The sequence below is a fragment of the Pseudomonas sp. ADAK2 genome (assembly GCF_012935755.1).
In the GTDB taxonomy this organism is placed as follows: domain Bacteria; phylum Pseudomonadota; class Gammaproteobacteria; order Pseudomonadales; family Pseudomonadaceae; genus Aquipseudomonas.
This window is the reverse complement of the sequence record NZ_CP052862.1, coordinates 4,928,548-4,953,181: the sequence shown is the minus strand read 5'-3', so window position 1 is coordinate 4,953,181 and position 24,634 is coordinate 4,928,548. Positions and strand designations below refer to the sequence as shown.

The following is a 24,634-nucleotide window of genomic DNA, read 5'->3' as shown; positions in this document are numbered from 1 at the left end:
GTAAATCCTGGCGTCGCCGTGTATCTGGAAAACCGCGGAGCCTGATAATGCGAGGGCTTCGCCCTCGAACGCAGCCTTCGGCAGTTGCTACAGAAGAGCAGCGCGTTCGAGCCTACACCGCGACATGCATGAAGTCCTGGGACTGCGCCAACGCAAACGGGCTGAACACTTGCCAGCTCTGTTCACGCTGGAACCGACCCTGGACGAACGCCTCCATCGCGCCGTTCAGCTCATTCGGCGGCACCGTTTCCAGGCTGTCCTGGGCAAAGTGCTGCAAGCCGTAGACTTCATCGACCATCAATCCGGCAAACACGTCTTTGTATTCCACCACCAGCACCCGCCGCTGCTTGCGCACCGCCGACAGCTCATGACCAAAGAAGCCGCAGACATCCATGATCGGCAACAACCGCCCGCGCAGGTTGGCCACGCCTTTGACCCAGGGTTTGACGCCGGGCAGTTGGGTGTAGCGCGGTTCGTGCAGGACTTCGCTGACTTCGCCCATCGGCGCGACGTACCAGTGCTCGCCCAGGCGAAAACCGATGCCGCTCCAGCTGTCCTGTCGCGATGGCTGGGACGGCAAGTCCGCCGCCAGCACGCGGCAACGCTGGTCGATCTGCAGCAGCAGTTCGAAAGCCGTCAGCGACTCGCTCATGGGCGGGCGATCAACCGGCCAGCACGTTGTTCAGGGTCTTGATCAGGGTTTCTTCGTCGACCGGTTTGGTCAGGTAGTCCTTGGCGCCCTGGCGGGTGCCCCAGACCTTGTCGGTTTCCTGATCCTTGGTGGTGATGATGATCACCGGGATGTGCCCGGTGTCCGGGTCTTTGGTCAACTGGCGGGTGGCCTGGAAACCGTTGAGGCCGGGCATGACGATGTCCATCAGCACCGCGTCGGGTTTTTCCTGGCGGGCCAGGGCTACGCCGTCGGCGCCGTTTTCGGCTTTCAACACTTCATGACCGTGCTTTTCCAGCATGCCGGTCAGTTTGTACATTTCAGTCGGCGAATCATCGACGATCAGAATACGTGCCATGGTCTTCCCCATTCTTGTCAACACCGGGCCCGCTGGCCGAGCGTCACTGTGCGTGTCCTACTGCGGCAAAACGGCGGCGAAGCCCGGAACATGGGCCTGGATCGCGTTCAGCAGTTCTTCCTTGCTGAAAGGCTTGGTCAAAAACTGGTCGGAGCCGACGATGCGCCCCTTGGCCTTGTCGAACAGCCCGTCCTTGGACGACAGCATAATCACTGGCGTGGACTTGAACGCACTGTTGTTCTTGATTAAAGCGCAGGTCTGATAACCATCCAGACGCGGCATCATGATGTCGACAAAGATAATGCCCGGGTGATTGTCGGCAATCTTGGCCAGCGCATCGAAACCATCGACGGCGGTGATGACTTCACAGCCCACGTTTTTCAGCAGCGTTTCGGCGGTGCGGCGAATCGTCTTCGAATCGTCGATCACCATGACCTTCAAGGCGCTGGAATGCTGTTCCATAAATGCTCTACCGTCGCCTTTGCGAATCAATTTGTCCGTTTGACGGCTCGAAACCCTTGATACTGAAGGGCCAGCGCGACATGGCGACCTTTTTAGCACAGTCTCCAAATCCAATCTATCGGCCGACCGGTGCAGTGGTTTTTCCTTGACCGGGAACACACTCAGCGCCACTCTGACGCCACTTTTTCGCGTCCTTTCGGACCACCCTATTTCGAGGAAAAACCCATGAGCGTTCGCGTCGGGATTGTCATGGACCCAATCGCCAGCATCTCCTATAAAAAGGATAGCTCGCTGGCCATGCTGCTGGCCGCACAAAAGCGCGGCTGGGAACTGTTCTATATGGAACAGCGGGATTTGTACCAGGGCGAAGGTGAAGCACGGGCGCGGATGCGGCCGCTGAAAGTCTTCGCCAACCCTGAGAAGTGGTTCGAACTGGAAGCCGAGACCGACGCGCTGCTGAGCGATCTGGATGTGATCCTGATGCGCAAGGATCCGCCCTTCGACATGGAGTTCGTTTACTCCACGTACCTGCTGGAGCAAGCCGAGCGCGCGGGCGTGCTGGTGGTCAACAAGCCGCAGAGCCTGCGTGACTGCAATGAAAAGCTGTTCGCCACGCTGTTCCCGCAGTGCACGCCGCCGACCGTAGTCAGCCGCCGCGCCGACGTGTTGCGTGAATTCGCCGCCAAGCACGGTGATGTGATCCTCAAGCCGCTGGACGGCATGGGCGGCACCTCGATCTTCCGTCACCGCGCGGGTGATCCAAACCTGTCGGTGATCCTCGAAACCCTGACCGCGCTAGGCACTCAGCAGATCATGGGCCAGGCCTACTTGCCGGCGATCAAGGATGGCGACAAGCGCATCCTGATGATCGACGGCGAACCGGTGGATTACTGCCTGGCGCGGATTCCGGCCGCGGGTGAAACCCGTGGCAACCTCGCCGCCGGTGGTCGTGGCGAAGCCCGTCCGCTGAGCGACAAGGACCGCTGGATCGCCGCCCAGGTCGGCCCGACCCTGCGCGAAAAAGGCCTGCTGTTCGTGGGCCTGGACGTGATCGGCGAGAGCCTGACCGAAATCAACGTCACCAGCCCGACCTGCATTCGCGAGATTGATAACGCGTTTGGCACCGATATCGGCGGCCTCTTGATGGATGCCATCGATCAGAAGCTCAAGGCCCGTTGATATAGAACAGCCGAGAAACGACCAACATTGCGTTATCATCCGCGGCCTGTGAAAAACGCGATGTTGGTTTTCTTGTTATGACGCTCCCGTCCGATCTGCCCGTTGAACTCGCCCATCGTGGCGTGCGCCCGGCCGATCGCCTCGGTTTTACCCTGTTTCTCGCGGCGTTGATTCACCTGGCCTTGCTGTTGGGCGTCGGCTTTACCATGGTCGAACCCAAGCAGATCAGCAAAACCCTGGAAATCACCCTCGCTACCTTCAAAAGCGAAACCAAGCCCAAGAAAGCCGATTTTCTTGCGCAAGAGAATCAGGAAGGCAGCGGCACCCTGGATAAAAAGGCGATTCCCAAGACCACCGAGGTCGCGCCGTTCCAGGACAACAAGGTGCAGAAAGTCACCCCTCCGCCGGCAGCCAAGCCTGAAGTGCCGGAAGCCGCGCCCAAGGCGTCCGTGACCACCGTCGCGCCGAAGCCGAAAAAAGCCCCGGCCAAGAACGAAGAACCCAAGACCCCGCCCAAACCCGCCGTGGCCGCGCCGACGTTTGACAGCTCGCAGCTGTCCAGCGACATCGCCAGCCTCGAAGCGGAACTGGCCAACGAACAACAGCTGTACGCCAAACGCCCGCGCATCCACCGTTTGAGCGCGGCTTCGACCATGCGCGACAAGGGCGCCTGGTATAAGGACGAGTGGCGCAAGAAGGTCGAGCGCATCGGCAACCTCAACTACCCCGATGAAGCGCGGCGCAAGCAGATCTACGGCAACTTGCGCCTGATGGTCTCGATCAACCGCGACGGCTCGCTGTATGAAGTGCTGGTGCTGGAGTCCTCCGGGCAACCGCTGCTGGATCAGGCCGCGCAGCGGATTGTGCGACTGGCGGCACCGTTTTCGCCGTTTACCGGGGATTTGTCGGATATTGATCGACTGGAAATCATCCGCACCTGGAAATTTGCTCGCGGCGACAAATTGTCGAGTAATTAAAGGTTACGCAGTCTGTGTAGCAGCTGGCGAAGCCTGCGTTCGAGGACGCAGTCCTCGCAATCCTGTAAAACGAGGTCATCCTGAAGAAATGATGTATGGCTATTTACGACTGCTTCGCAGCCGAACGCAGGCTTCGCCAGCTGCTACAGGGGCGTACGACACCATTTCCTGTGCATCCCCAGCTTGTCAGTTCGCCCCTCCAACGCCACACTAGCGCTCATGAAGAACGTCAGCCCCAGCTACCTCAAGCATCACTTCCTGATCGCCATGCCACACATGGCCGACCCGAACTTTGCGCATACCTTGACCTACATCGTCGAGCACACGGCCAATGGTGCCATGGGGCTGGTGGTCAACCGTCCGCAAGAACTGAACCTGGCCGATATCCTCGAGCAATTGCGCCCTGACATCGAGCCGCCATTGCTCTGTCAGCATGTGCCGATTTTTATCGGCGGCCCGGTGCAGACCGATCGCGGCTTTGTCCTGCACCCGTCGGGGAAATCCTTCCAGGCGACCGTTGATCTGGAAGGCGAGCTGTCCTTGTCCACGTCCCAGGACGTGCTGTTCGCCATCGCTGACGGCGTCGGGCCGGCGAAAAGCGTGATCACCCTCGGCTACGCCGGTTGGGAAGCCGGGCAACTGGAGGCTGAATTGGCCGACAACGCCTGGCTGACCTGCCCGTACAACGCCGACATCCTCTTCAACACCAGCAGCGAATCACGCCTCGAAGCGGCGGCCCGGCATCTGGGGATCAACCTCAGCCTGCTGACCAGCCAGGCGGGCCACGCCTGATGGCCCTGCGACTGATTCTGGGTTTTGACTACGGCACTAAACAGATCGGCGTGGCGGTCGGCCAGGTGATTACCGGCCAGGCCCGCGAGCTGTGCACCTTGAAGGCGCAAAACGGGATTCCCGACTGGAATCAGGTCGAAGCCCTGATCAAGGAATGGAAACCCGACGCCGTGGTGGTCGGCCTGCCGCTGAACATGGACGGCACGCCCAGCGACATGTGTCTGCGGGCCGAGAAGTTCGCCCGCCGCCTCAACGGCCGCTACAACCTGCCCTTCTATACCCACGACGAACGCCTGACCACGTTTGAAGCCAAGGGCGAGCGGCGTGATCGTGGCGGGCAGAAAGGCAGTTACCGCGACAACCCGGTCGATGCCATCGCCGCCGCCCTGCTGCTGCAAGGCTGGCTCGACGAAAACACCGCACTGTTTGAATCCTGAGCATCGAATCCTGAAGAGCCGCTGCAAGCGACTCTCTATAGCGACAACCCGAGCCAAACCCCGCACGCACCGGCTCGGGCCCAAGAAGGAGCAACCATGAGCCTGCCCAATCCCGCCGAACTGATCAGCCAGATGGCGATCCGTCTCAAGGCACACCTGGAACACCGTGGCATCAGCGAACCGCGCTACATCGGGATTCGTACCGGTGGCGTCTGGGTCGCCCAGGCATTGCTCGATGAACTGGGCAGCGATTCGCCCCTCGGCACCCTGGACGTCTCCTTCTACCGCGACGACTTCAGCCAGAACGGCCTGCACCCGCAAGTGCGCCCTTCGGCTTTGCCGTTCGAGATCGAAGGCCAGGACCTGGTGCTGATCGACGACGTATTGATGAGCGGCCGGACCATCCGCGCCGCCATGAACGAACTGTTCGACTACGGCCGCCCGGCCAGCGTGACGCTGGTGTGCCTGCTGGACCTGGACGCCGGCGAGCTGCCGATCCGCCCGAATGTGGTCGGCGCAACCCTGACGCTGGCCGCCCACGAACGGGTGAAACTGTCCGGCCCGGAACTCAAGCTCGAACTGCAAGACCTCGCCCTTTAATCCGCCCTATTGAGAGTCCCCCTCGCGATGACGCCTCTAGACACCAAGCGCCCGCTGCAGCTCAATGATCAGGGCCAGCTGCGCCACTTCCTCTCGCTCGACGGATTGCGCCGCGAGTTGTTGACGGAAATCCTCGACACCGCCGACTCGTTCCTCGAAGTCGGCGCCCGGGCCGTGAAGAAGGTCCCGTTGCTGCGCGGCAAGACCGTGTGCAACGTGTTCTTCGAGAACTCCACCCGCACCCGCACCACCTTCGAACTGGCGGCCCAACGGCTGTCGGCAGACGTGATCACGCTGAACGTCTCGACTTCGTCGGCGAGCAAGGGCGAAACCCTGCTCGACACCCTGCGCAACCTGGAAGCCATGGCCGCTGACATGTTCGTCGTACGCCACGGTGACTCCGGCGCCGCGCACTTCATTGCCGAGCACGTGTGCCCGCAAGTGGCGATCATCAACGGCGGCGACGGCCGTCACGCGCACCCGACCCAAGGCATGCTCGACATGCTGACGATTCGTCGGCACAAGGGCGGTTTCGAAAAGCTTTCAGTGGCCATCGTCGGCGACATCCTGCACTCGCGGGTCGCGCGCTCGAACATGCTCGCGCTGAAAACCCTCGGCTGCCCGGACATCCGCGTGATCGCGCCGAAAACCCTGCTGCCGATCGGCATCGAGCAATACGGCGTGAAGGTCTACACCGACATGACCGAAGGCCTGAAAGATGTGGACGTGGTGATCATGCTGCGCCTGCAACGCGAGCGCATGACCGGTGGCCTGCTGCCGAGCGAAGGCGAATTCTACCGCCTGTTCGGCCTGACCACCGCGCGCCTGGCCGGGGCCAAGCCGGATTGCATCGTCATGCACCCGGGGCCGATCAACCGTGGGGTGGAGATTGAGTCGGCGGTCGCCGACGGCCCGCACTCGGTGATCCTCAACCAGGTTACTTACGGTATTGCGATTCGTATGGCCGTGCTGTCCATGGCCATGAGCGGGCAGACTGCCCAGCGCCAATTCGAGCAGGAGAACGCCCAGTGAAGCTCAGCATTCTCGGCGCCCGCGTCATCGATCCAGCCTCGGGGCTGGATCAAGTTACCGATATCCACGTTGAAGCCTGCAAGATCGTCGCCCTTGGCGCGGCGCCGGCCGGTTTTGTCCCGGTCGAGACCATCGACGCCAAAGGCCTGGTGGCCGCGCCTGGGCTGGTGGACCTGAACGTCGCCCTGCGCGAGCCGGGCTACAGCCGCAAAGGTTCGATCGCCAGCGAAACCCGCGCTGCCGCTGCCGGCGGTGTCACCAGCCTGTGCTGCCCGCCGAAGACCAAACCGGTGCTGGACACCTCGGCCGTGGCCGAATTGATCCTCGACCGCGCCCGCGAGGCCGGCAACACCAAGGTCTTCCCGATTGGCGCCCTGAGCAAAGGCCTGGACGGCGAACAGCTGGCCGAGCTGGTCGCGTTGCGCGATGCCGGCTGCGTCGCCTTCGGCAACGGTCTGGAGAGCTTCCGCAATACGCGCACGCTGTGCCGAGCGCTGGAATACGCGGCGACCTTCGACCTGACGGTGATTTTCAACTCGCAGGATCATGACCTGGCCGAAGGTGGCCTGGCCCATGAAGGCCCGACCGCCAGTTTCCTTGGCTTGCCGGGGATTCCGGAAACCGCCGAAACCGTGGCCCTGGCCCGGGATCTGTTGCTGGTCGAGCAAAGCGGCGTGCGTGCGCACTTCAGCCAGCTCACCAGCGCTCGCGGCGTGGCCCTGATTGCTCAGGCCCAGGCGCGCGGCTTGCCGGTGACCGCCGATGTCGCTCTGTACCAGTTGATCCTGACCGACGAAGCGCTGATCGATTTCAGCAGCCTCTATCACGTCCAGCCGCCGCTGCGCACCCGCGCCGACCGTGATGGCCTGCGGGCGGCGGTGAAGTCCGGCGTGGTTTCGGCCATCTCCAGCCATCACCAGCCCCACGAGCGGGATGCCAAACTGGCACCGTTCGGCGCGACTGAGCCGGGGATCAGCAGTGTTGAACTGTTGCTGCCATTGGCGATGACGTTAGTGGAGGATGGTTTGCTCGATCTGCCGACCCTGCTCTCACGCCTGAGTGCCGGGCCTGCCGAAGCGTTGCGCCTGCCGGCGGGCAAGTTGGCGGTGGGGGGGGCGGCGGATATCGTGCTGTTCGACCCGGCGGCCTCGACTGTGGCCGGCGAAATCTGGCTGTCCAAGGGCGAGAACTGCCCGTTCATTGGCCACAGCTTGCCGGGCGTGGTGCGCTACACCCTGGTGGATGGGCGGATCAGCCACCAGGCGTAAGCACAAACCGATCGTTCCCACGCTCCGCGTGGGAATGCAGCCAGGGACGCTCCGCGTCCAAGAGCGGACGCAGAGCGTCCAGTGAGGCATTCCCACGCGGAGCGTGGGAACGATCAACGCTCCGCGTGGGAACGATCATCTTCGCTCTTATCTTTGGCTTTGCGCGTTACGCACCGACACCTGATCATTCAGCGTCCAGAAGTCATACAGCACCCCCAGAAAGAACACCCCGCCCGTCACCAGGTACAGCAAACCGCTGAGCCATTTCCCCTGATACATCCGATGCACACCGAACACCCCGAGAAACGCCAGCAGGATCCAGGCGACGTTGTATTCGATAGGGCCGGCGGTAAAGCGCAGGTCCGCCTCGCGGTCCATGGCCGGGATCAGGAACAGATCGATCAGCCAGCCGATGCCGAACAAACCGAGAGTGAAGAACCAGATCGTCCCGGTGACCGGCTTGCCGTAATAGAAGCGATGAGCCCCGGTAAAACCGAAAATCCACAGCAAGTAACCAATCAGTTTGCTGTGGGTGTCCTGGTACGGAGAAGGCGGTCGATAGCTGTTCATGAATGTCCTCGAATCACACGATAGATAAATATTGTTGAATTCTTTGTGACTTTTTTACAGGTGGCCGACGTATGGCATCTGCTACCTTGTGTCCCGTCAAAGCCTTGTAGCACCTGACTTGTGTCCGACAATTGCGTCCATTTCCAGCTTATTTGGTTCCGTTGACTCCAAGGTCCAATCGACCAACGGGCTCGGAAGGGTCAAAAAAGCTGTTATAAAGTTGCGCGCTAACCAATATGAGCCTTGCCTAATGCGTCCATTTTTCAAGACATGGCTAACCATTTGCCTTTTGATGCCACTGGCCGCCCACGCCACCAATCGTGAGCAACGTCTTCCAAACGTTAATGGTTACACCCCGAAATCCCATGTTTCTGCTCCTTCGAGCAAAAACAAGCAAACCGCAAAACGCTCCACCACGCTGGCCACCGCCAACAGCAAGCTGGTGCCACCGATGGCGACCAAGCAAAGCAGCAACGTGTTGAGCCGTGCCGTGAATGTCCTCGGTACTCCTTATCGTTGGGGCGGCAGCAGCCCAAGTAAAGGGTTCGATTGCAGTGGCCTGGTGAAATACGCGTTCAACGACGCTACGTTCGACCTGCCGCGCACGTCCAACGCGATGGCCAGTGGTCATGGCGAGAAAGTCGATCGCAAGGATCTGAAGCCGGGCGACCTGATTTTCTTCAACATCAAGAGCCGTCGAGTCAACCACGTTGCCATTTACCTGGGAAACGACCGCTTTATCCACGCACCACGTCGTGGCAAAGCGGTGTCGATCGACACGCTGAAGAAGCCGTATTGGGAAAGCCACTACGTGGTGGCCAAGCGGGTTCTGCCGAAAGAGCCGAATCAGATGCGCGTCGTACAGCGCTGATTTGAAGCTTGACCGTTCCCACGCTTCGCGTGGGAATGCAGCCCGGGACGCTCTGCGTCCCAAAAGGCCGAACGCGGAGCGTCCGTGGAGGCATTCCCACGCGGAGCGTGGGAACGATCACCTCGTCCTCTAGAAGTTATCCGGCGACCGCGCCTTCTCCCGCGCGTGCTCGCGGCTGATCAAGCCCTTGGTCACCAAGTCCTTCAAGCACATATCCAGCGTCTGCATCCCCAGGTTGCCCCCGGTCTGAATCGACGAATACATCTGCGCCACCTTGTCTTCGCGGATCAGGTTACGGATCGCCGAGGTGCCGAGCATGATTTCGTGCGCCGCAATCCGCCCGCCACCGATCTTCTTCACCAGCGCCTGCGACACCACCGCCAGCAACGATTCGGACAACATCGAGCGCACCATCGACTTCTCGTCCCCCGGAAACACGTCAACTACCCGATCGATGGTCTTTGCCGCTGACGTAGTGTGCAGCGTGCCAAACACCAAGTGGCCGGTCTCTGCGGCCGTCAGCGCCAGGCGAATGGTCTCCAGGTCACGCATCTCGCCCACCAGAATCACGTCCGGGTCTTCGCGCAGCGCCGAGCGCAAGGCGGTGGCGAAACTGCGGGTATCGCGGTGGACTTCGCGCTGATTAATCAGGCATTTGCGCGATTCGTGGACAAACTCGATCGGGTCTTCGATGGTCAGGATGTGGTGATGGCGGTGGTTATTCAGGTAGTCGATCATCGCCGCCAGGGTGGTGGACTTGCCGGAACCGGTCGGTCCGGTGACCAGCACCAGGCCACGGGGCGCGTCGGTAATCTTGCGAAACACTTCGCCCATGCCGAGGTCGTCCATGCTCAGGACCTTCGACGGAATAGTACGGAACACCGCGCCGGCGCCACGGTTCTGGTTGAACGCGTTGACCCGAAAACGCGCCAGTCCCGGCACATCAAAGGAAAAATCGGTTTCCAGATGCTTTTCGAAGTCCACCCGCTGGGTGTCGTTCATGATGGCGTAGATCAGCTCGTGCACCTGTTTGTGGTCCAGCGCCGGCAAGTTGATGCGCCGAACATCGCCATCGACGCGAATCATCGGTGGCAGGCCGGCAGACAGGTGCAAGTCGGAAGCGCCCTGTTTGGCGCTGAATGCCAGCAGCTCAGTGATATCCATAGCGCTCCTCAATTCCAGTAGAATGCCGCGAACCTTCAGACCGGCGGCGCCTCTTGATGTCCACGATAGCAGACAACATCCTTCAGGTTAGTTCGCGTATCCAGGCAGCGACCCAGGCTGCTCACCGCGATGAGCACAGCGTGCAGTTGCTGGCCGTGAGCAAGACCAAGCCTGCCGAAGCCCTGCGTGAAGCCCACGCCGCGGGGCTGCGCGACTTTGGTGAGAACTATTTGCAGGAAGCCTTGGGCAAACAGCTCGAATTGGCCGACCTGCCCTTGATCTGGCACTTCATCGGCCCCATTCAATCGAACAAGACTCGCGCTATCGCCGAGCACTTCGCTTGGGTGCATTCCGTGGATCGATTGAAAATCGCACAACGCCTGTCCGAACAACGTCCTGCCGAACTACCGCCGCTGAATATCTGCATCCAGGTCAACGTCAGCGGTGAAGACAGCAAGTCCGGCTGCACCCCGGCCGACCTGCCGGCCCTGGCCAAGGCCATCAGCGAATTGCCGCGCCTGAAGTTGCGCGGGTTGATGGCGATACCCGAGCCGACTGAAGATCGTGCCGCCCAGGACGCCGCTTTTGCTGCCGTGCAAAGCCTGCAAGCCAGCCTGAACCTGCCGCTCGACACACTTTCCATGGGCATGAGCCACGACCTTGAGTCGGCTATCGCCATGGGCGCCACGTGGGTCCGCATCGGTACAGCCCTGTTTGGCGCTCGCGGCTCTCAACAAATGCATGGCCAGCCCTGATCAATGGCTGACTCCTCTCTTTATAAGGACCTGACATGAGCAAGACTCGTATTGCCTTTATCGGTGCCGGCAACATGGCCGCCAGCCTGATCGGTGGCCTGCGCGCCAAGGGTCTGGACGCGGCCCACATCCGCGCCAGCGACCCGGGCACCGAAACCCGCGCTCGCGTGAGCGCTGAACACGGCATCGAAGTGTTCGCCGACAACGCCGACGCCATTCAAGACGCCGACGTCATCGTGCTGGCGGTCAAACCCCAGGCGATGAAAGCCGTGTGCGAAGCGATTCGTCCAAGCCTCAAGCCGAACCAACTGGTGGTGTCCATCGCCGCCGGCATCACTTGCGCCAGCATGAACAACTGGCTCGGCGCTCAGCCGATCGTGCGTTGCATGCCCAACACCCCGGCGCTGTTGCGTCAGGGCGTGAGCGGTTTGTTCGCCACGGCGGAAGTGAATGCCGAACAACGCCAACAGGCGCAAGAGCTGTTGTCTGCGGTCGGCCTCGCGCTGTGGCTGGACGAAGAGCAGCAATTGGACGCAGTCACCGCCGTATCGGGTTCGGGCCCGGCGTACTTCTTCCTGCTGATCGAAGCCATGACCGCCGCTGGCGTGAAACTCGGCCTGCCAGCAGACATCGCCGCCCAACTGACCGTGCAAACCGCTCTCGGCGCCGCGCACATGGCGGTCGCCAGTGATGTCGACGCAGCGGAACTGCGTCGCCGTGTGACCTCGCCGGCGGGCACCACGGAAGCCGCGATCAAATCGTTCCAGGCCGGGGGCTTCGAAACCCTGGTCGAAACCGCACTCGGCGCCGCCGCGCACCGTTCGGCCGAGATGGCTGAGCAACTTGGCCGCTAATCAGCTCTTACAAAGGAATCAATGATGCTCGGACTCAATGACGCTGCCATTTTCATAATTAAAACCCTGGGCAGCCTGTACCTGCTGATCGTGCTGTTGCGCTTCATCCTGCAACTGGTCCGGGCGAACTTCTACAACCCGCTCTGCCAGTTCATCGTCAAAGCCACCCAACCGCTGCTCAAGCCGCTGCGCCGGGTCATCCCGAGCATGTTCGGGCTGGACATGTCGTCGCTGGTGCTGGCGCTGCTCATCCAGATGCTGCTGATCGCGGTGATCCTGCTGCTCAAAGGCTTCATGGTCGACTGGCTGTTCCTGGTGCCGTGGGCCCTGATCGCGATCTTCTCGCTGTTCTTGAACATCATTTTCTACGCGATGATCATCAGCGTGATCCTGTCCTGGGTCGCACCTGGCAGCCACAATCCGGGCGCCGAACTGGTTGCGCAGATTACCGAGCCGGTACTGGCGCCGTTCCGTCGGCTGATTCCAAACCTGGGCGGCCTCGATATCTCGCCGATCTTCGCGTTTATCGTGATCCAGTTGCTGCAAAGCTGGCTGATCCCGCGTTTGGCGTACTTCGCGCTGATGCCTAATGGGCTGCTTGGGTTGATCTGACCCTTTGACTGATCGTTCCCACGCTCTGCGTGGGAACGATCATGGGTAGTCGCTTGCTGCTACGGGCAGCGGTCTTTAGACTTACGCCTCATTTCAACGAGAGCAGGGTCGATGCCAACTGCCTTTCCCGCCGATTCTGTTGGTTTGGTGACGCCGCAAGTGGCGCACTTCAGTGAACCCCTGGCCCTGGCCTGCGGCCGTTCGCTCCCAGCTTATGACCTGATCTACGAAACCTACGGCACGCTGAATGCAACGGCGAGCAACGCCGTGCTGATCTGCCACGCCTTGTCCGGGCACCATCACGCTGCCGGTTTCCACAGCCCCGACGACCGCAAACCCGGTTGGTGGGACAGCTGCATCGGCCCCGGCAAGCCGATCGACACCAGCAAGTTCTTCGTGGTCAGCCTGAACAACCTCGGCGGCTGCAACGGCTCCACCGGCCCGAGCAGCCTCAACCCGGAAACCGGCAAGCCGTTCGGCGCCGACTTCCCGGTGTTGACCGTGGAAGACTGGGTGCACAGCCAGGCGCGCCTCTCCGACCTGTTGGGCATCCGCCAGTGGGCGGCGGTGATCGGCGGCAGCCTCGGCGGCATGCAGGCCCTGCAATGGACCATCACCTACCCCGACCGCGTGCGGCATTGCCTGGCCATTGCCTCGGCGCCCAAGCTGTCGGCGCAAAACATCGCGTTCAACGAAGTGGCGCGCCAGGCGATCCTCACCGACCCCGAATTCCACGGCGGTTCGTTCCAGGAAGCCGGGGTGATCCCCAAGCGTGGCTTGATGCTGGCGCGGATGGTCGGGCACATCACCTACCTGTCCGACGATTCCATGGGCGAGAAATTCGGCCGTGGCCTGAAGAGCGAAAAGCTCAACTACGACTTCCACAGTGTCGAGTTCCAGGTCGAGAGCTACCTGCGTTATCAGGGCGAAGAGTTTTCCGGGCGTTTTGACGCCAACACTTACCTGCTGATGACCAAGGCGCTGGACTACTTCGACCCGGCAGCGAACTTCGACGATGACCTGGCGAAAACCTTCGCCGGCGCCACCTCCAAGTTCTGCGTGATGTCCTTTACCACCGACTGGCGCTTCTCCCCTGCCCGCTCGCGGGAACTGGTGGACGCGCTGATGGCGGCCAAAAAAGACGTCTGTTACCTCGAGATCGACGCTCCGCAAGGCCACGACGCCTTCCTGATTCCGATCCCGCGCTACCTGCAGGCGTTCAGCAACTACATGAACCGAATTAGTTTGTGAGAAAGCCATGAGAGCTGATCTGGAAATCATCCAGGAATGGATTCCCGCCGGTAGCCGCGTGCTCGACCTCGGTTGCGGCGACGGCGAACTGCTGACCTGGCTGCGCGACAACAAGCAAGTCACCGGCTATGGCCTGGAAAACGACCCGGACAACATCGCCGAATGCGTGGCCAAGGGCATCAACGTGATCGAGCAGGACCTGGACAAGGGCCTCGGCAACTTCGCCAGCAACAGTTTCGACATCGTGGTCATGACCCAGGCGCTGCAAGCCGTGCATTACCCGGACCGGATCCTCGACGAGATGCTGCGGGTCGGGCGCCAGTGCATCATCACGTTCCCCAATTTCGGTCACTGGCGTTGCCGCTGGTACCTGGCGAGCAAGGGCCGGATGCCGGTTTCCGAGTTCCTGCCGTACACCTGGTACAACACGCCGAACATCCACTTCTGCACTTTCGGCGACTTTGAAGAACTGTGCCGCGAACGTGAAGCGAAGGTCATTGATCGGCTTGCCGTGGATCAACAGCACCGACACGGGTGGGCCAGTAAGCTATGGCCTAATCTGTTAGGTGAGATCGGTATCTACCGCGTCAGCAGTCCAGGGTTGCAAGACCACAAGGTCGCGGTCTGAACCACGACATTCCAAGGAGAACGATCATGCGTCGTCTAGCGTTGTTTGTACTTACTGCCTGCCTGAGCGTCACCGCCATGGCCGCCGACATCATCAAGGGCGAGCGCCAGGAAAAGTTTGGTGATGTGACGGTGCACTACAACACCTTCAATTCCACATTCCTGACACCCGATATCGCCAAAGCGGCCGGTCTGACCCGAAGCAAGAATCAGGGTGTGATCAATGTCTCCGTGCTCAAGGATGGCAAGCCGCTGACCGCTGAAGTGAACGGCACGGTCAAAGACCTGACCAGCCAAAGCGTCGCGTTGAAATTCAAACAAGTCACCGAGCAGGGCGCAGTCTACTACATCGCGCAGTACCCGGTCGATCAGCAGGAAACCCGTACCTTCGAGATCAACGTGAAGAACGGCGATAAAATCAACACCATCAACTTCAACCAAGAGCTTTTCCCCGGCGAATGATGAACTTCACGCAACTCGTACTGGCCAGCCATAACGCCGGCAAACTCAAGGAACTCCAGGCCATGCTCGGCGCCTCGGTGCAACTGCGCTCGATCGGCGAGTTCAGCAGCATCGAGCCTGAAGAAACCGGCCTGTCGTTCGTCGAGAACGCCATCCTCAAGGCCCGCAACGCCGCGCGCATTTCCGGCCTTCCGGCGCTGGCCGACGATTCGGGGCTGGCGGTTGATTTCCTTGGCGGTGCGCCGGGGATTTATTCCGCGCGTTACGCTGACGGCCAGGGCGATGCGGCGAACAACGTCAAGCTGCTCGACGCCATGAAAGATGTGCCGGAAGCCGAGCGCGGCGCGCAGTTCGTCTGCGTGCTGGCGCTGGTGCGGCACGCCGATGACCCGTTGCCGATTCTGTGCGAAGGCCTGTGGCACGGTCGAATCCTGCACGCTGCCAGCGGCGAGCACGGTTTTGGCTATGACCCACTGTTCTGGGTGCCGTCACGCGACTGCTCCAGCGCCGAATTGAGCCCAAGCGAAAAGAACCTCATCAGCCACCGCGCCCGTGCAATGGATCTGCTGCGCCAGCGTCTAGGCTTGATATGACCCACGACTCATCCGCGTCGCCGCTGATCTTCGGCGGCGCCGCCCAATCGCCTCGGGCCGCACTTCCGGTGCTGCCGCCCCTGGCGCTGTACATTCACATCCCGTGGTGTGTGCGCAAATGCCCTTATTGCGACTTCAACTCCCACACCGCCAGCCCGGTGCTGCCGGAAGAAGAGTACGTCGATGCGCTACTGGCCGACCTCGATCAGGATTTGCATGCGGTCTATGGCCGTGAGCTGAGTTCGATCTTCTTTGGTGGCGGCACGCCGAGCCTGTTCAGTGCCGCAGCACTGGGCCGTTTGCTTAAAGGTGTGGAACAACGCATTCCGTTCGCCAGCGACATCGAAATCACCCTGGAAGCCAATCCCGGGACGTTCGAGCAAGAGAAGTTCGTTGCCTACCGGGCGCTGGGAATCAATCGCCTGTCGATCGGCATCCAGAGCTTCCAGGAAGAGAAACTCAAGGCCCTGGGACGGATTCACAACGGTGACGAAGCGGTGCGTGCCGCCGGCATGGCCCGTCAGGCCGGGTTCGACAACTTCAATCTGGACCTGATGCACGGTTTGCCCGATCAGTCCCTGGACGACGCCCTCGGCGATCTGCGCCAGGCCATCGCCCTGAAGCCGACCCATTTGTCCTGGTATCAGCTGACCCTGGAGCCGAACACGGTGTTCTGGAACCAGCCGCCGACGCTGCCGGAAGACGACACGCTGTGGGACATTCAGGAAGCCGGCCAGGCGCTGCTCGCCGAACACGGTTACGCGCAATACGAAGTCTCGGCCTACGCCCAGCCTGGTCGTCCGGCGCGGCATAACCTCAATTACTGGAGTTTCGGCGACTTCATCGGCATCGGCGCTGGCGCCCACGGCAAGCTCAGTCACCCGGACGGACGCATCGTGCGCACCTGGAAGACCCGACTGCCGAAGGACTATCTCAACCCGGCCAAAAGCTTCAAGGCTGGCGAGAAAGCCCTGACCAATGACGAGTTGCCGTTCGACTTCCTGATGAACGCCCTGCGCCTGACCGAAGGCGTCGAATCGCGCCTCTATCCAGAGCGCACTGGCCTGCCCCTGGAAAGCCTCGCCGAAGGTCGCCGGGAAGCCGAACAAAGCGGCTTGTTGCAGGTCGAACCGTCACGTCTGGCGGCCACCGAGCGCGGACAACTGTTTCTCAATGACTTGCTGCAGACATTTCTGAGCTGATTTCAGCCTTAAGGGAAAACCAATGGATTTGATCCTCGACCTGCTCGCCACCGTGTCCCGCTGGAGCCGTAGCAACCTGTCGGAAATCTCTCTGGCGCTGGTGGGCTGTTTACTGGTGCTGTTTGGCGCCGACATCAAAGGTTGGGTCGAGCAACGCCTGGGCGGCATCGCCGGCGCCTTGCGCGTCCCGCTGATGTCCCTGCTGTGCATGGTCGGCAGCGGCGTCGCACTGATCTACGCCACGCCGTGGATCATCAAAGGCCTGAGCCAGTTCAACAACTACAGCCTGGCGCCGGTGTTGTTGGTGGTGTTGGTATTGATTGGCGTAGTCGCGGATCGCCGCTGAATCCTGACGTTTGATCGTTCCCACGCTCTGCGTGGGAATGCCGCCATGGACGCTCTGCGTCCGCCTCTAAATGTGACGCGGAGCGTCACGGGATGCATTCCCACGCGGAGCGTGGGAACGATCAGTCGGGCTAGGCTCAGGACTGCTTTTCGAACTTCAAATCCCACACACCATGCCCAAGTCGCTCGCCACGGCGTTCGAACTTGGTGATCGGGCGCTCGGTGGGGCGCGGCACGTATTTGCCGTCTTCGGCGAGGTTGCGGTAGCCCGGCGCGACGTTCATCACTTCCAGCATGTATTCGGCGTACGGCTCCCAGTCGGTGGCCATGTGCAGAACGCCGCCGACTTTCAACTTGCTGCGCACCAGTTCAGCGAATGACGCCTGAACGATCCGGCGCTTGTGGTGACGGCTCTTGTGCCACGGGTCCGGGAAAAACAGCATCAGGCGATCGAGGCTGTTGTCGGCCACGCAATTGTTGAGCACTTCGATCGCATCGCAATCGTAGACCCGCAGGTTGGTCAGGCCCTGGGTCAGCACGCCATTGAGCAGCGCGCCGACACCCGGACGGTGAACTTCCACACCGATGAAATCCTGCTCCGGCGAAGCCGCGGCCATTTCCAGCAGCGAATGGCCCATGCCGAAGCCGATTTCCAGCGAGCGCGGGGCCGAGCGGCCGAACACTTGGTCGAAGTCCACCGGCGCATCGGCCAGCGGCAGGACGAACAGTGGCGTGCCCTGCTCCAGGCCTTTTTGCTGGCCTTCGGTCATGCGTCCGGCGCGCATCACGAAACTCTTGATACGGCGGTGTTGGCGTTCTTCGCCTTCTTTCGGCTGGATAGGCGTGTCGTTCGATTCAGTCATCAATGGCTCTTACTTGATCAGACCATCCAGCGGCGAGGAGGCGCTGGCATAGAGTTTTTTCGGCATGCGGCCGGCGAGGTAGGCCAGGCGACCTGCGACGATGGCGTGTTTCATGGCTTCGGCCATCATGATCGGCTGCTGGGCGTGGGCGATGGCCGAGTTCATCAGCACCGCTTCGCAACCCAGTTCCATGGCGATGGTGGCATCGGAAGCAGTGCCGACACCGGCATCGACCAGCACCGGGATTTTGGCTTCTTCGAGGATGATCTGCAGGTTGTACGGGTTGCAGATCCCCAGGCCCGTGCCGATCAGGCCGGCCAGCGGCATCACCGCGATAACACCGATTTCCGCCAGTTGACGGGCGATGATCGGGTCATCGCTGGTGTAGACCATCACGTCGAAACCTTCCTTGACCAGCACTTCGGCGGCCTTGAGGGTTTCGATCACGTTAGGGAACAAGGTTTTCTGGTCGGCCAGCACTTCCAGCTTCACCAGGTTGTGGCCGCCAAGCAGCTCACGGGCCAGGCGGCAAGTGCGCACGGCCTCGGTCGCATCGAAGCAACCGGCGGTGTTCGGCAGGAAGGTGTAGCGATCCGGCGACAGGACTTCGAGCAGGTTCGGCTCGCCCGGGTTCTGGCCCAGGTTGGTGCGGCGCACGGCGAAGGTGACAATCTCGGCACCCGAGGCTTCGATGGCCAGGCGGGTTTCTTCCATGTCGCGGTACTTGCCGGTGCCTACCAGCAAACGCGACTGGTAAGTACGACCGGCCAGGACGAAGGGCTTGTCGCTACGAACGATGCTCATGGGAAATCCTCTGTAGGGGTGAGGTTCTTGCAGAATTCTGTGCCCTTGCGGGCCGGGCGACTAGCCGCCGCCGATGGCGTGCACGACTTCGACGTTGTCGCCGTCGTTCAGCGTGGTGTCGGCATGCTGGCTGCGCGGGACGATATCCAGATTGAGTTCGACTGCCACCCGGCGTCCGGTCAGGTCCAGACGGGTCAGCAGGGCCGCAACGGTTTCACCGTCGGGCAGTTCAAGGGATTCGCCGTTCAACTGAATGCGCATGCAAGAAGCCGCCATCATTTTTAGGGGCTGGCATTCTAGCCCGATCATGACCTAAAGGTCAGCACCAAGCGTCAAGCGGTAAGCGGCAAGCGCCACGCGGCAAGTCCCAGACACAGCCAGCCCACCAGGAACGCCAGGCCACCGAACGGCGTGATGATGCCAAGCTTGCTGACGCCGGTGATGGTCAGCAGGTACAAACTGCCGGAAAACAGCAGGATGCCAATGGCAAAGGACGCCCCAGCCCAGGTGACCAGGCGCCCCGGAATCTGCGTGGCCAGCAGCGCCACGCCCAGCAAGGCCAAGGTGTGCACCAGTTGGTAGGTGACGCCGGTATGGAAAATTGCCAGGTATTCCGGGGTCAGGCGGTTTTTCAAGCCATGGGCGGCGAACGCGCCAAGGGCCACGCCGGTGAAGCCGAAGAAAGCGGCCAGCATCAGAAAGCCACGCAGCATGAAGAACTCCAGTCAGACTCGATCAACAGGGTCTGTATAATGGCCCGCTCAACGGGTTCGGCCAAGCCATCTCTATGCTGCGTTTATTTTTGCGACGATTCACGAAGGCCCTGCTCTGGTTCGCGGGCGGCAGCGTATTGCTGGTTTTGATTTTTCGCGTGGTGCCGCCCCCCGGTACGGCGCTGATGGTCGAGCGCAAGGTCGAATCCTGGTTCGACGGCGAACCCATTGACCTGCAGCGCACCTGGCAACCCTGGGATCAGATCTCCGACGACCTGAAAGTCGCGGTGATTGCCGGCGAGGACCAGAAATTCCCCGAGCACTGGGGTTTTGACTTCGGCGCGATTCAAGCGGCGTTTGCCCATAACGAACGCGGCGGCACGATTCGCGGTGCCAGTACGTTGAGCCAGCAAGTTTCGAAGAATTTGTTTTTGTGGTCCGGCCGTAGCTGGCTGCGTAAAGGCCTGGAAGCGTGGTTTACCGGGCTGATCGAAGTGCTGTGGCCCAAGCAGCGGATTCTTGAGGTTTATCTGAATAGCGTCGAGTGGGATGACGGGGTGTTTGGCGCTGAAGCGGCGGCTCGGCATCACTTTGGTGTCGGCGCCCGGTCATTGTCGCGGCAGCAGGCGAGTTTGCTGGCAGCGGTGTTGCCTAATCCACGAGTTTGGAGCGCGAGTCATCCGACCAACTATGTCGCACGTCGGGCCGGGTGGATTCGGCAGCAGATGAGTCAGTTGGGTGGTGATAGCTATCTGGTCGGGCTCAATGATTCGCGGCGTGCGCCTTGGTCTCAATGAATTGACGCGATCCCTGTAGGAGCGACGCGAAAAAAAACGCCCCGATCATCTCTGATCGGGGCGTTTTTTATTGCCGCTACGCCGGTTAGGCGGCGATCGACAACTTGAGCTTGTTCATCGCGCTCTTCTCAAGCTGACGAATACGCTCGGCCGACACGTTGTACTTCTGCGCCAGGTCGTGCAGCGTCGCTTTTTCTTCTGCCAGCCAGCGCTGGTAGAGGATGTCACGGCTACGGTCGTCCAGCACTTCCAGCGCTTCGTGCAGGTTGTGATTGGAGTTGTCGCTCCAATCGGCATCTTCCAGTTGACGGGCCGGGTCGTACCGGTGGTCTTCCAGATAGTTGGCCGGCGATTGGAAAGCGCTGTCGTCGTCCGCTTCCGCGGCCGGGTCGAAGGCCATGTCATGGCCGGTCAGGCGACTTTCCATCTCGCGCACTTCCCGCGGCTCTACGCCGAGGCTTTCCGCCACACGGTGGACTTCCTCGTTGTTCAGCCACGCCAGACGTTTCTTCTGGCTGCGCAGGTTGAAGAACAGCTTGCGCTGGGCCTTGGTGGTCGCGACTTTCACAATGCGCCAGTTGCGCAGGATGAACTCGTGGATTTCCGCCTTGATCCAGTGCACAGCAAACGAAACCAGGCGCACACCCATTTCCGGGTTGAAGCGCTTCACGGCCTTCATCAGGCCGACGTTGCCTTCCTGGATCAGGTCAGCCTGGGCCAGGCCGTAGCCGGAATAGCTACGGGCAATGTGTACGACAAAACGCAGGTGGGCGAGCACCATCTGCCGAGCCGCCCCCAAATCCTGCTCATAATAGAGACTCTCGGCCAGTTCACGCTCCTGCTCCGGCGTCAGCAATGGAATGCTGTTCACCGTGTGCACATAGGCCTCCAGGTTTGCGCCTGGGACCAGAGCATAAGCAGGTTGCAAAGAAGTGGTCATACGAAAAAACCTCCGTCTTACATAAATCGTGCAGTTCAGCACTGCGAAAATTGACCGGAAACCGTAGGACAAGTTCCCATAAAAACCGAAAGGTCAATACGCGCAAAAAGATACTACTTCGGCGCCAACTCCCTGAGATGACGTGCGACTGCAATCCATGCACCGATATAACCCAACAGCACCGCGCCAAGCAAGAGCGACAGACCATCGGCAACTGGCACTCCGGCCAGCGCGAAATTACTGCCGTACAAGCCGGCCAATCCAACCACCGCGTCGTTCAGCCAGTTCAGGCCGAACGCCAATACGCCCCAGGAAAGAATCCCCGCACCGAAGCCATAAAGCGCGCCCATATACAGAAAGGGCCTGCGCACATAGCTGTCCGTGCCGCCGACGAGTTTAATCACTTCTATCTCTGTGCGGCGGTTTTCAATATGAAGACGAATGGTATTGCCTATCACCAAAAGTAATGCAGACACCAAAAGCACGGTCAGACCGAAGACAAACCGGTCCCCCAGCTTGAGGATGGCGGCCAGACGCTCGACCCAGACTAGATCAAGTTGCGCCTGCTGTACCTTCGGCAGTTCGGAAAGTTTTTGTCTTAATGCTTCAAGCGTCGGCTTGTCGACTTCGTTCGGCGTCACCAGCACCACGCCCGGCAGCGGGTTTTCCGGCAGTTCCTTGAGCGCCTCGCCCAGACCGGACTGTTGCTGGAACTCTTCCAGCGCCTGGTCGCGACCGACATATTCCGCATCCGCGACGCCGGGCATGCCTTTGATCTGCTCGCGCAACGACTCGCCCTGCTCCGGGCTGGCGTCGAGTTGCAGGTAAAGGGAAATCTGCGCCGCACGCTGCCAGGAACCGCCCAGTCGCTCGACGTTATTCAGCAAAAGTGACAGCCCCATCGGCAAACTCAGGGCGACCGCCATCACCAGACAGGTGAAAAAGCTGCCGATGGGCTGCTTGCCCAAGCGACGCAAGCTGTCCAGCAGGCTGGCGCGGTGGCTTTCGATCCAGGCGCGCAATAGCGTGCTGAAATCCGGGCCGTCGTCATCGTCACGTTTTTTCTTTTGCGGCTGCGGATCGGCGGCCTTCGGGGCCACGCGTTCGGAAACCTTGGGGCTGCGTGTCGCACTCATACGCCAGCCTCCCCGTCGCCGATCAAGCGGCCGCGTTGCAGGGTCAGCATGCGGTGGCGCATGCGGGCGATCAGGGCCAAGTCATGGCTCGCGATCAGTACGCTGGTACCCAAACGGTTGATGTCTTCGAACACGCCCATGATCTCGGCCGCCAGGCGCGGGTCGAGGTTACCGGTCGGTTCGTCCGCCAGCAGCAAGGCCGGGCGATGGACGATGGCGCGGGCAATGCCGACGCGCTGTTGCTGACCGGTGGACAGGTCGCCGGGGTACAGATCGGTCTTGTCCGAGAGCGCCACGCGCTCCAGGGCCGAATCCACCCGCTTGACGATTTCAGCCTTGGACAGGCCAAGAATCTGCAACGGCAGTGCGACGTTATTGAACACCGTACGATCGAACAGCAACTGGTGGTTCTGGAACACCACACCGATCTGCCGCCGCAAGTAAGGAATCTGCGCGTTGCTGATGGTGCTCAGGTCTTGCCCGGCCAGCAGCAATTTGCCGGTGCTCGGACGCTCCATCGCCAGCAACAGCCGCAACAGGGTGCTTTTACCGGCGCCGGAATGGCCGGTGACAAACAAGAATTCGCCCCGACGGACTCGAAAGCTCAGCTCATGCAAGCCGACGTGACCGTTCGGGTAGCGTTTACCGACCTGTTCGAAACGAATCATTAACGCTCCCGCTCGGCAAACAATGCCTGGACAAAGGGTTCTGCTTCAAAGGTACGCAAATCATCGATGCCTTCACCGACGCCGATGTAGCGGATGGGCAAGCCGAACTGCTTGGCCAGGGCGAAAATCACCCCGCCCTTCGCGGTGCCGTCGAGCTTGGTCAGCGCCAGACCCGTCAGTTGCACGGTCTGGTTGAACTGCTTGGCCTGGTTGATCGCGTTCTGGCCAGTACCGGCATCGAGCACCAACAGCACTTCGTGGGGCGCGTCGGCGTCGAGCTTGCTGATCACCCGGCGAACCTTTTTCAATTCTTCCATCAGGTTGTCTTTGGTGTGCAGACGACCGGCGGTGTCGGCGATCAGCACATCGATGCCACGGGCCTTGGCGGCCTGCACGGCGTCGAAGATGACCGAAGCCGAATCGGCGCCAGTGTGCTGGGCGATGACCGGGATCTTGTTGCGCTCACCCCACACCTGCAATTGCTCCACAGCGGCGGCGCGGAAGGTGTCACCGGCGGCGAGCATGACTTTCTTGCCTTCCAGTTGCAGCTTCTTCGCCAGTTTGCCGATGGTGGTGGTCTTGCCGGCGCCATTGACGCCAACCACCAGAATCACGAACGGTTTGTTCTGCGAAGTGATTTTCAGCGGCTGCTCGACGGGCTTGAGCATCGCCGCCAGTTCCGCTTGCAGGGATTTGTACAACGCATCGGCATCGGCCAGCTCTTTACGCGCGACTTTCTGAGTCAGGCGCTGAATGATCACTGACGTTGCTTCGACGCCAACGTCGGCGGTCAGCAGACGGGTTTCGATGTCTTCGAGCAGCTCGTCATCGATGATCTTCTTGCCGAGGAACAGGCTGGCCATGCCTTCGCCGATGCTGGCGCTGGTCTTGGACAGGCCCTGCTTGAGGCGGGCGAAGAAACCGGCTTTGGTTTCTTCGGTACGCGGCGGCTCGGCCGGGGTTTCGACGAGGGCGACAGGTGCTTCGACAACGGGAGCGACAATCGGCGCAGGCGCTTGGACAATCGGCGCAACGGGCGCTACGAAGGCCGGCATTTCTGGCTCTGGAACCACAACCGGTTCAGGTTCGGCCACGAAAACTGGCGCGACAACCGGCTCGATCACCGGCACATGAATCGGCTCAGGGGTAAACGCAATCGGCGCTGGAATAGGCGGAGCAATGTGCGGCGCCTGCTCATCCTCAACCAATGCCACCGGCTCTTCCGCGACCGGCAAGGTCAGCCAAGGCTCAGCGACGGGCGTCAGCGGCAACTCGGCTACGACTTCAGGCTCGGCCTCAACCACCGGCTGCAACACCGGCTCGGCGTTCGGCAGAACAATCGGCGTCGGCTCTTCTTCTATTACCGGCGCAGGAATGGGCTCAGGAATGGGTTGTGGCGGTTCGACGACGGTTTCCTGCGGCTTTTTGCGCAGCCATCCGAACAGGCCTTTCTTCTCGCCAGCCGCAGCTGGGGTCTTCTTGTCGTCGTTGGAACCAAACATGGAGGACGGCTATCTCACGGTAGCGACGCGCCAAAGGGCGCCCCGGCAAATAAATATTCGATGCAGAACAGACTGCGATTCACCCAGCTTGTTCACGCGCAACAATTTGTCGAGGTGCCAACGGCACCTC

The 24,634-nt window shown here is 60.9% G+C and carries 31 protein-coding genes; 18 read left to right on the top strand and 13 right to left on the bottom strand.

Annotated features, from left to right (window positions below; genetic code table 11):
* Positions 1-112: 112 nt before the first annotated feature.
* Genes HKK52_RS22755 through pilG form a run of 3 tightly spaced genes read right to left on the bottom strand, consistent with a single transcriptional unit; the run spans position 113 to position 1,490 of the window.
* Positions 113-652 carry a chemotaxis protein CheW gene (locus tag HKK52_RS22755; protein WP_169372677.1) on the bottom strand — a complete coding sequence of 180 codons (540 nt, stop codon included), beginning with the start codon at positions 650-652 and terminating at the stop codon, positions 113-115.
* Positions 653-662: 10 nt separating this feature from the next.
* Entirely contained in the window at positions 663-1,028 is a 366-nt protein-coding gene (pilH, locus tag HKK52_RS22750; RefSeq protein ID WP_027926574.1) for a twitching motility response regulator PilH, read from the bottom strand.
* A gap of 57 nt (positions 1,029-1,085) precedes the next feature.
* Entirely contained in the window at positions 1,086-1,490 is a 405-nt protein-coding gene (gene pilG / locus HKK52_RS22745; RefSeq protein WP_111448588.1) for a twitching motility response regulator PilG, read from the bottom strand.
* A 225-nt stretch (positions 1,491-1,715) separates the two neighbouring features.
* Between pilG and gshB the strand changes: the two genes are divergently transcribed.
* The 7 genes from gshB to HKK52_RS22710 all read left to right on the top strand — a co-directional run bounded on the left by gshB (position 1,716) and on the right by HKK52_RS22710 (position 7,775).
* On the top strand, positions 1,716-2,669 hold the full coding sequence (gene gshB, locus HKK52_RS22740) for a glutathione synthase (protein WP_169372676.1): 954 nt from the start codon (positions 1,716-1,718) through the stop codon (positions 2,667-2,669).
* A gap of 77 nt (positions 2,670-2,746) precedes the next feature.
* Positions 2,747-3,646 carry an energy transducer TonB gene (locus HKK52_RS22735; protein ID WP_169372675.1) on the top strand — a complete coding sequence of 300 codons (900 nt, stop codon included), beginning with the start codon at positions 2,747-2,749 and terminating at the stop codon, positions 3,644-3,646.
* 219 nt (positions 3,647-3,865) lie between these two features.
* On the top strand, positions 3,866-4,438 hold the full coding sequence (locus HKK52_RS22730) for a YqgE/AlgH family protein (RefSeq protein ID WP_169372674.1): 573 nt from the start codon (positions 3,866-3,868) through the stop codon (positions 4,436-4,438).
* On the top strand, positions 4,438-4,875 hold the full coding sequence (gene ruvX, locus HKK52_RS22725) for a Holliday junction resolvase RuvX (protein WP_005792259.1): 438 nt from the start codon (positions 4,438-4,440) through the stop codon (positions 4,873-4,875). Before HKK52_RS22730 ends, ruvX begins: the two co-directional genes overlap by 1 nt.
* A 96-nt stretch (positions 4,876-4,971) precedes the next feature.
* Positions 4,972-5,475, top strand: a complete 504-nt coding sequence (gene pyrR, locus HKK52_RS22720; RefSeq protein ID WP_169372673.1) for a bifunctional pyr operon transcriptional regulator/uracil phosphoribosyltransferase PyrR — start codon at positions 4,972-4,974, stop codon at positions 5,473-5,475.
* A gap of 27 nt (positions 5,476-5,502) precedes the next feature.
* Positions 5,503-6,507 carry an aspartate carbamoyltransferase catalytic subunit gene (locus HKK52_RS22715; protein ID WP_169372672.1) on the top strand — a complete coding sequence of 335 codons (1,005 nt, stop codon included), beginning with the start codon at positions 5,503-5,505 and terminating at the stop codon, positions 6,505-6,507.
* Positions 6,504-7,775, top strand: a complete 1,272-nt coding sequence (locus HKK52_RS22710; protein ID WP_169372671.1) for a dihydroorotase — start codon at positions 6,504-6,506, stop codon at positions 7,773-7,775. Before HKK52_RS22715 ends, HKK52_RS22710 begins: the two co-directional genes overlap by 4 nt.
* 147 nt (positions 7,776-7,922) lie before the next feature.
* On the opposite strand, the gene HKK52_RS22705 is transcribed toward HKK52_RS22710, so the two are convergent.
* Entirely contained in the window at positions 7,923-8,345 is a 423-nt protein-coding gene (locus HKK52_RS22705) for an NINE protein (RefSeq protein ID WP_169372670.1), read from the bottom strand.
* Positions 8,346-8,595: 250 nt separating this feature from the next.
* Between HKK52_RS22705 and HKK52_RS22700 the strand changes: the two genes are divergently transcribed.
* Complete coding sequence (locus HKK52_RS22700; RefSeq protein ID WP_169372669.1) at positions 8,596-9,216, top strand: C40 family peptidase; 621 nt, start codon at positions 8,596-8,598, stop codon at positions 9,214-9,216.
* Between the two features lie 129 nt (positions 9,217-9,345).
* On the opposite strand, the gene HKK52_RS22695 is transcribed toward HKK52_RS22700, so the two are convergent.
* Positions 9,346-10,380: a type IV pilus twitching motility protein PilT gene (locus tag HKK52_RS22695; RefSeq protein ID WP_169372668.1), complete on the bottom strand. Its 1,035-nt coding sequence runs from the start codon at positions 10,378-10,380 to the stop codon at positions 9,346-9,348.
* A gap of 56 nt (positions 10,381-10,436) precedes the next feature.
* On the opposite strand from HKK52_RS22695, the gene HKK52_RS22690 reads away from it, so the two are divergent.
* The 9 genes from HKK52_RS22690 to HKK52_RS22650 all read left to right on the top strand — a co-directional run bounded on the left by HKK52_RS22690 (position 10,437) and on the right by HKK52_RS22650 (position 17,082).
* On the top strand, positions 10,437-11,135 hold the full coding sequence (locus HKK52_RS22690; RefSeq protein WP_169372667.1) for a YggS family pyridoxal phosphate-dependent enzyme: 699 nt from the start codon (positions 10,437-10,439) through the stop codon (positions 11,133-11,135).
* 35 nt (positions 11,136-11,170) lie between these two features.
* The gene (gene proC, locus HKK52_RS22685; protein ID WP_169372666.1) at positions 11,171-11,989 is read left to right on the top strand and encodes a pyrroline-5-carboxylate reductase; all 819 of its coding nucleotides are present in this window, start codon (positions 11,171-11,173) and stop codon (positions 11,987-11,989) included.
* Positions 11,990-12,013: 24 nt separating this feature from the next.
* Positions 12,014-12,601 carry a YggT family protein gene (locus HKK52_RS22680; RefSeq protein WP_169372665.1) on the top strand — a complete coding sequence of 196 codons (588 nt, stop codon included), beginning with the start codon at positions 12,014-12,016 and terminating at the stop codon, positions 12,599-12,601.
* Positions 12,602-12,712: 111 nt separating this feature from the next.
* A complete protein-coding gene (gene metX, locus HKK52_RS22675) occupies positions 12,713-13,852 on the top strand; it encodes a homoserine O-succinyltransferase MetX (protein WP_169372664.1) in 1,140 nt (379 codons plus the stop codon).
* Positions 13,853-13,859: 7 nt separating this feature from the next.
* A complete protein-coding gene (metW, locus tag HKK52_RS22670; protein WP_123514664.1) occupies positions 13,860-14,480 on the top strand; it encodes a methionine biosynthesis protein MetW in 621 nt (206 codons plus the stop codon).
* A 26-nt stretch (positions 14,481-14,506) separates the two neighbouring features.
* Positions 14,507-14,941, top strand: coding sequence for a DUF4426 domain-containing protein (locus HKK52_RS22665; RefSeq protein ID WP_169372663.1), 435 nt, complete (start codon positions 14,507-14,509; stop codon positions 14,939-14,941).
* Positions 14,938-15,534 carry an RdgB/HAM1 family non-canonical purine NTP pyrophosphatase gene (gene rdgB / locus HKK52_RS22660; protein WP_169372662.1) on the top strand — a complete coding sequence of 199 codons (597 nt, stop codon included), beginning with the start codon at positions 14,938-14,940 and terminating at the stop codon, positions 15,532-15,534. Before HKK52_RS22665 ends, rdgB begins: the two co-directional genes overlap by 4 nt.
* Entirely contained in the window at positions 15,531-16,736 is a 1,206-nt protein-coding gene (hemW, locus tag HKK52_RS22655) for a radical SAM family heme chaperone HemW (protein WP_237150598.1), read from the top strand. Before rdgB ends, hemW begins: the two co-directional genes overlap by 4 nt.
* 22 nt (positions 16,737-16,758) lie before the next feature.
* Positions 16,759-17,082, top strand: coding sequence for a DUF3392 domain-containing protein (locus HKK52_RS22650; RefSeq protein WP_054044425.1), 324 nt, complete (start codon positions 16,759-16,761; stop codon positions 17,080-17,082).
* Positions 17,083-17,218: 136 nt separating this feature from the next.
* On the opposite strand, the gene trmB is transcribed toward HKK52_RS22650, so the two are convergent.
* From trmB to HKK52_RS22630, 4 genes are all read right to left on the bottom strand, one after another.
* Positions 17,219-17,944, bottom strand: coding sequence for a tRNA (guanosine(46)-N7)-methyltransferase TrmB (gene trmB, locus HKK52_RS22645; protein ID WP_169372661.1), 726 nt, complete (start codon positions 17,942-17,944; stop codon positions 17,219-17,221).
* Between the two features lie 9 nt (positions 17,945-17,953).
* Positions 17,954-18,748, bottom strand: a complete 795-nt coding sequence (locus HKK52_RS22640; protein ID WP_008068101.1) for a thiazole synthase — start codon at positions 18,746-18,748, stop codon at positions 17,954-17,956.
* A 60-nt stretch (positions 18,749-18,808) separates the two neighbouring features.
* Entirely contained in the window at positions 18,809-19,009 is a 201-nt protein-coding gene (thiS, locus tag HKK52_RS22635; protein WP_167394879.1) for a sulfur carrier protein ThiS, read from the bottom strand.
* Positions 19,010-19,080: 71 nt separating this feature from the next.
* The gene (locus tag HKK52_RS22630) at positions 19,081-19,461 is read right to left on the bottom strand and encodes a DUF423 domain-containing protein (protein WP_169372660.1); all 381 of its coding nucleotides are present in this window, start codon (positions 19,459-19,461) and stop codon (positions 19,081-19,083) included.
* 74 nt (positions 19,462-19,535) lie between these two features.
* Here HKK52_RS22630 and mtgA point away from each other — a divergent pair, with 74 nt between their 5' ends.
* On the top strand, positions 19,536-20,258 hold the full coding sequence (gene mtgA / locus HKK52_RS22625) for a monofunctional biosynthetic peptidoglycan transglycosylase (protein WP_169372659.1): 723 nt from the start codon (positions 19,536-19,538) through the stop codon (positions 20,256-20,258).
* 85 nt (positions 20,259-20,343) lie between these two features.
* Here mtgA and rpoH read toward each other — a convergent pair whose 3' ends face one another.
* The 4 genes from rpoH to ftsY all read right to left on the bottom strand — a co-directional run bounded on the left by rpoH (position 20,344) and on the right by ftsY (position 24,504).
* Positions 20,344-21,198, bottom strand: coding sequence for an RNA polymerase sigma factor RpoH (rpoH, locus tag HKK52_RS22620; RefSeq protein ID WP_003176698.1), 855 nt, complete (start codon positions 21,196-21,198; stop codon positions 20,344-20,346).
* 113 nt (positions 21,199-21,311) lie between these two features.
* Complete coding sequence (gene ftsX / locus HKK52_RS22615; protein ID WP_169372658.1) at positions 21,312-22,334, bottom strand: permease-like cell division protein FtsX; 1,023 nt, start codon at positions 22,332-22,334, stop codon at positions 21,312-21,314.
* On the bottom strand, positions 22,331-23,002 hold the full coding sequence (gene ftsE, locus HKK52_RS22610) for a cell division ATP-binding protein FtsE (RefSeq protein ID WP_025215982.1): 672 nt from the start codon (positions 23,000-23,002) through the stop codon (positions 22,331-22,333). Before ftsE ends, ftsX begins: the two co-directional genes overlap by 4 nt.
* Complete coding sequence (gene ftsY / locus HKK52_RS22605; RefSeq protein ID WP_169372657.1) at positions 23,002-24,504, bottom strand: signal recognition particle-docking protein FtsY; 1,503 nt, start codon at positions 24,502-24,504, stop codon at positions 23,002-23,004. The genes ftsE and ftsY overlap by 1 nt, the downstream gene beginning before the upstream one ends.
* Positions 24,505-24,634: the final 130 nt, after the last annotated feature.

What these genes read in the sequence shown, in the direction of transcription:
- HKK52_RS22755 (WP_169372677.1), bottom strand. Translation starts at nt 652, where the DNA reads ATGAGCGAGTCGCTGACGGCTTTCGAACTGCTGCTGCAGATCGACCAG.
- pilH (WP_027926574.1), bottom strand. Translation starts at nt 1,028, where the DNA reads ATGGCACGTATTCTGATCGTCGATGATTCGCCGACTGAAATGTACAAA.
- pilG (WP_111448588.1), bottom strand. Translation starts at nt 1,490, where the DNA reads ATGGAACAGCATTCCAGCGCCTTGAAGGTCATGGTGATCGACGATTCG.
- gshB (WP_169372676.1), top strand. Translation starts at nt 1,716, where the DNA reads ATGAGCGTTCGCGTCGGGATTGTCATGGACCCAATCGCCAGCATCTCC.
- HKK52_RS22735 (WP_169372675.1), top strand. Translation starts at nt 2,747, where the DNA reads ATGACGCTCCCGTCCGATCTGCCCGTTGAACTCGCCCATCGTGGCGTG.
- HKK52_RS22730 (WP_169372674.1), top strand. Translation starts at nt 3,866, where the DNA reads ATGAAGAACGTCAGCCCCAGCTACCTCAAGCATCACTTCCTGATCGCC.
- ruvX (WP_005792259.1), top strand. Translation starts at nt 4,438, where the DNA reads ATGGCCCTGCGACTGATTCTGGGTTTTGACTACGGCACTAAACAGATC.
- pyrR (WP_169372673.1), top strand. Translation starts at nt 4,972, where the DNA reads ATGAGCCTGCCCAATCCCGCCGAACTGATCAGCCAGATGGCGATCCGT.
- HKK52_RS22715 (WP_169372672.1), top strand. Translation starts at nt 5,503, where the DNA reads ATGACGCCTCTAGACACCAAGCGCCCGCTGCAGCTCAATGATCAGGGC.
- HKK52_RS22705 (WP_169372670.1), bottom strand. Translation starts at nt 8,345, where the DNA reads ATGAACAGCTATCGACCGCCTTCTCCGTACCAGGACACCCACAGCAAA.
- HKK52_RS22700 (WP_169372669.1), top strand. Translation starts at nt 8,596, where the DNA reads ATGCGTCCATTTTTCAAGACATGGCTAACCATTTGCCTTTTGATGCCA.
- HKK52_RS22695 (WP_169372668.1), bottom strand. Translation starts at nt 10,380, where the DNA reads ATGGATATCACTGAGCTGCTGGCATTCAGCGCCAAACAGGGCGCTTCC.
- HKK52_RS22690 (WP_169372667.1), top strand. Translation starts at nt 10,437, where the DNA reads ATGTCCACGATAGCAGACAACATCCTTCAGGTTAGTTCGCGTATCCAG.
- proC (WP_169372666.1), top strand. Translation starts at nt 11,171, where the DNA reads ATGAGCAAGACTCGTATTGCCTTTATCGGTGCCGGCAACATGGCCGCC.
- HKK52_RS22680 (WP_169372665.1), top strand. Translation starts at nt 12,014, where the DNA reads ATGCTCGGACTCAATGACGCTGCCATTTTCATAATTAAAACCCTGGGC.
- metX (WP_169372664.1), top strand. Translation starts at nt 12,713, where the DNA reads ATGCCAACTGCCTTTCCCGCCGATTCTGTTGGTTTGGTGACGCCGCAA.
- metW (WP_123514664.1), top strand. Translation starts at nt 13,860, where the DNA reads ATGAGAGCTGATCTGGAAATCATCCAGGAATGGATTCCCGCCGGTAGC.
- HKK52_RS22665 (WP_169372663.1), top strand. Translation starts at nt 14,507, where the DNA reads ATGCGTCGTCTAGCGTTGTTTGTACTTACTGCCTGCCTGAGCGTCACC.
- rdgB (WP_169372662.1), top strand. Translation starts at nt 14,938, where the DNA reads ATGATGAACTTCACGCAACTCGTACTGGCCAGCCATAACGCCGGCAAA.
- hemW (WP_237150598.1), top strand. Translation starts at nt 15,531, where the DNA reads ATGACCCACGACTCATCCGCGTCGCCGCTGATCTTCGGCGGCGCCGCC.
- HKK52_RS22650 (WP_054044425.1), top strand. Translation starts at nt 16,759, where the DNA reads ATGGATTTGATCCTCGACCTGCTCGCCACCGTGTCCCGCTGGAGCCGT.
- trmB (WP_169372661.1), bottom strand. Translation starts at nt 17,944, where the DNA reads ATGACTGAATCGAACGACACGCCTATCCAGCCGAAAGAAGGCGAAGAA.
- HKK52_RS22640 (WP_008068101.1), bottom strand. Translation starts at nt 18,748, where the DNA reads ATGAGCATCGTTCGTAGCGACAAGCCCTTCGTCCTGGCCGGTCGTACT.
- thiS (WP_167394879.1), bottom strand. Translation starts at nt 19,009, where the DNA reads ATGCGCATTCAGTTGAACGGCGAATCCCTTGAACTGCCCGACGGTGAA.
- HKK52_RS22630 (WP_169372660.1), bottom strand. Translation starts at nt 19,461, where the DNA reads ATGCTGCGTGGCTTTCTGATGCTGGCCGCTTTCTTCGGCTTCACCGGC.
- mtgA (WP_169372659.1), top strand. Translation starts at nt 19,536, where the DNA reads ATGCTGCGTTTATTTTTGCGACGATTCACGAAGGCCCTGCTCTGGTTC.
- rpoH (WP_003176698.1), bottom strand. Translation starts at nt 21,198, where the DNA reads ATGACCACTTCTTTGCAACCTGCTTATGCTCTGGTCCCAGGCGCAAAC.
- ftsX (WP_169372658.1), bottom strand. Translation starts at nt 22,334, where the DNA reads ATGAGTGCGACACGCAGCCCCAAGGTTTCCGAACGCGTGGCCCCGAAG.
- ftsE (WP_025215982.1), bottom strand. Translation starts at nt 23,002, where the DNA reads ATGATTCGTTTCGAACAGGTCGGTAAACGCTACCCGAACGGTCACGTC.
- ftsY (WP_169372657.1), bottom strand. Translation starts at nt 24,504, where the DNA reads ATGTTTGGTTCCAACGACGACAAGAAGACCCCAGCTGCGGCTGGCGAG.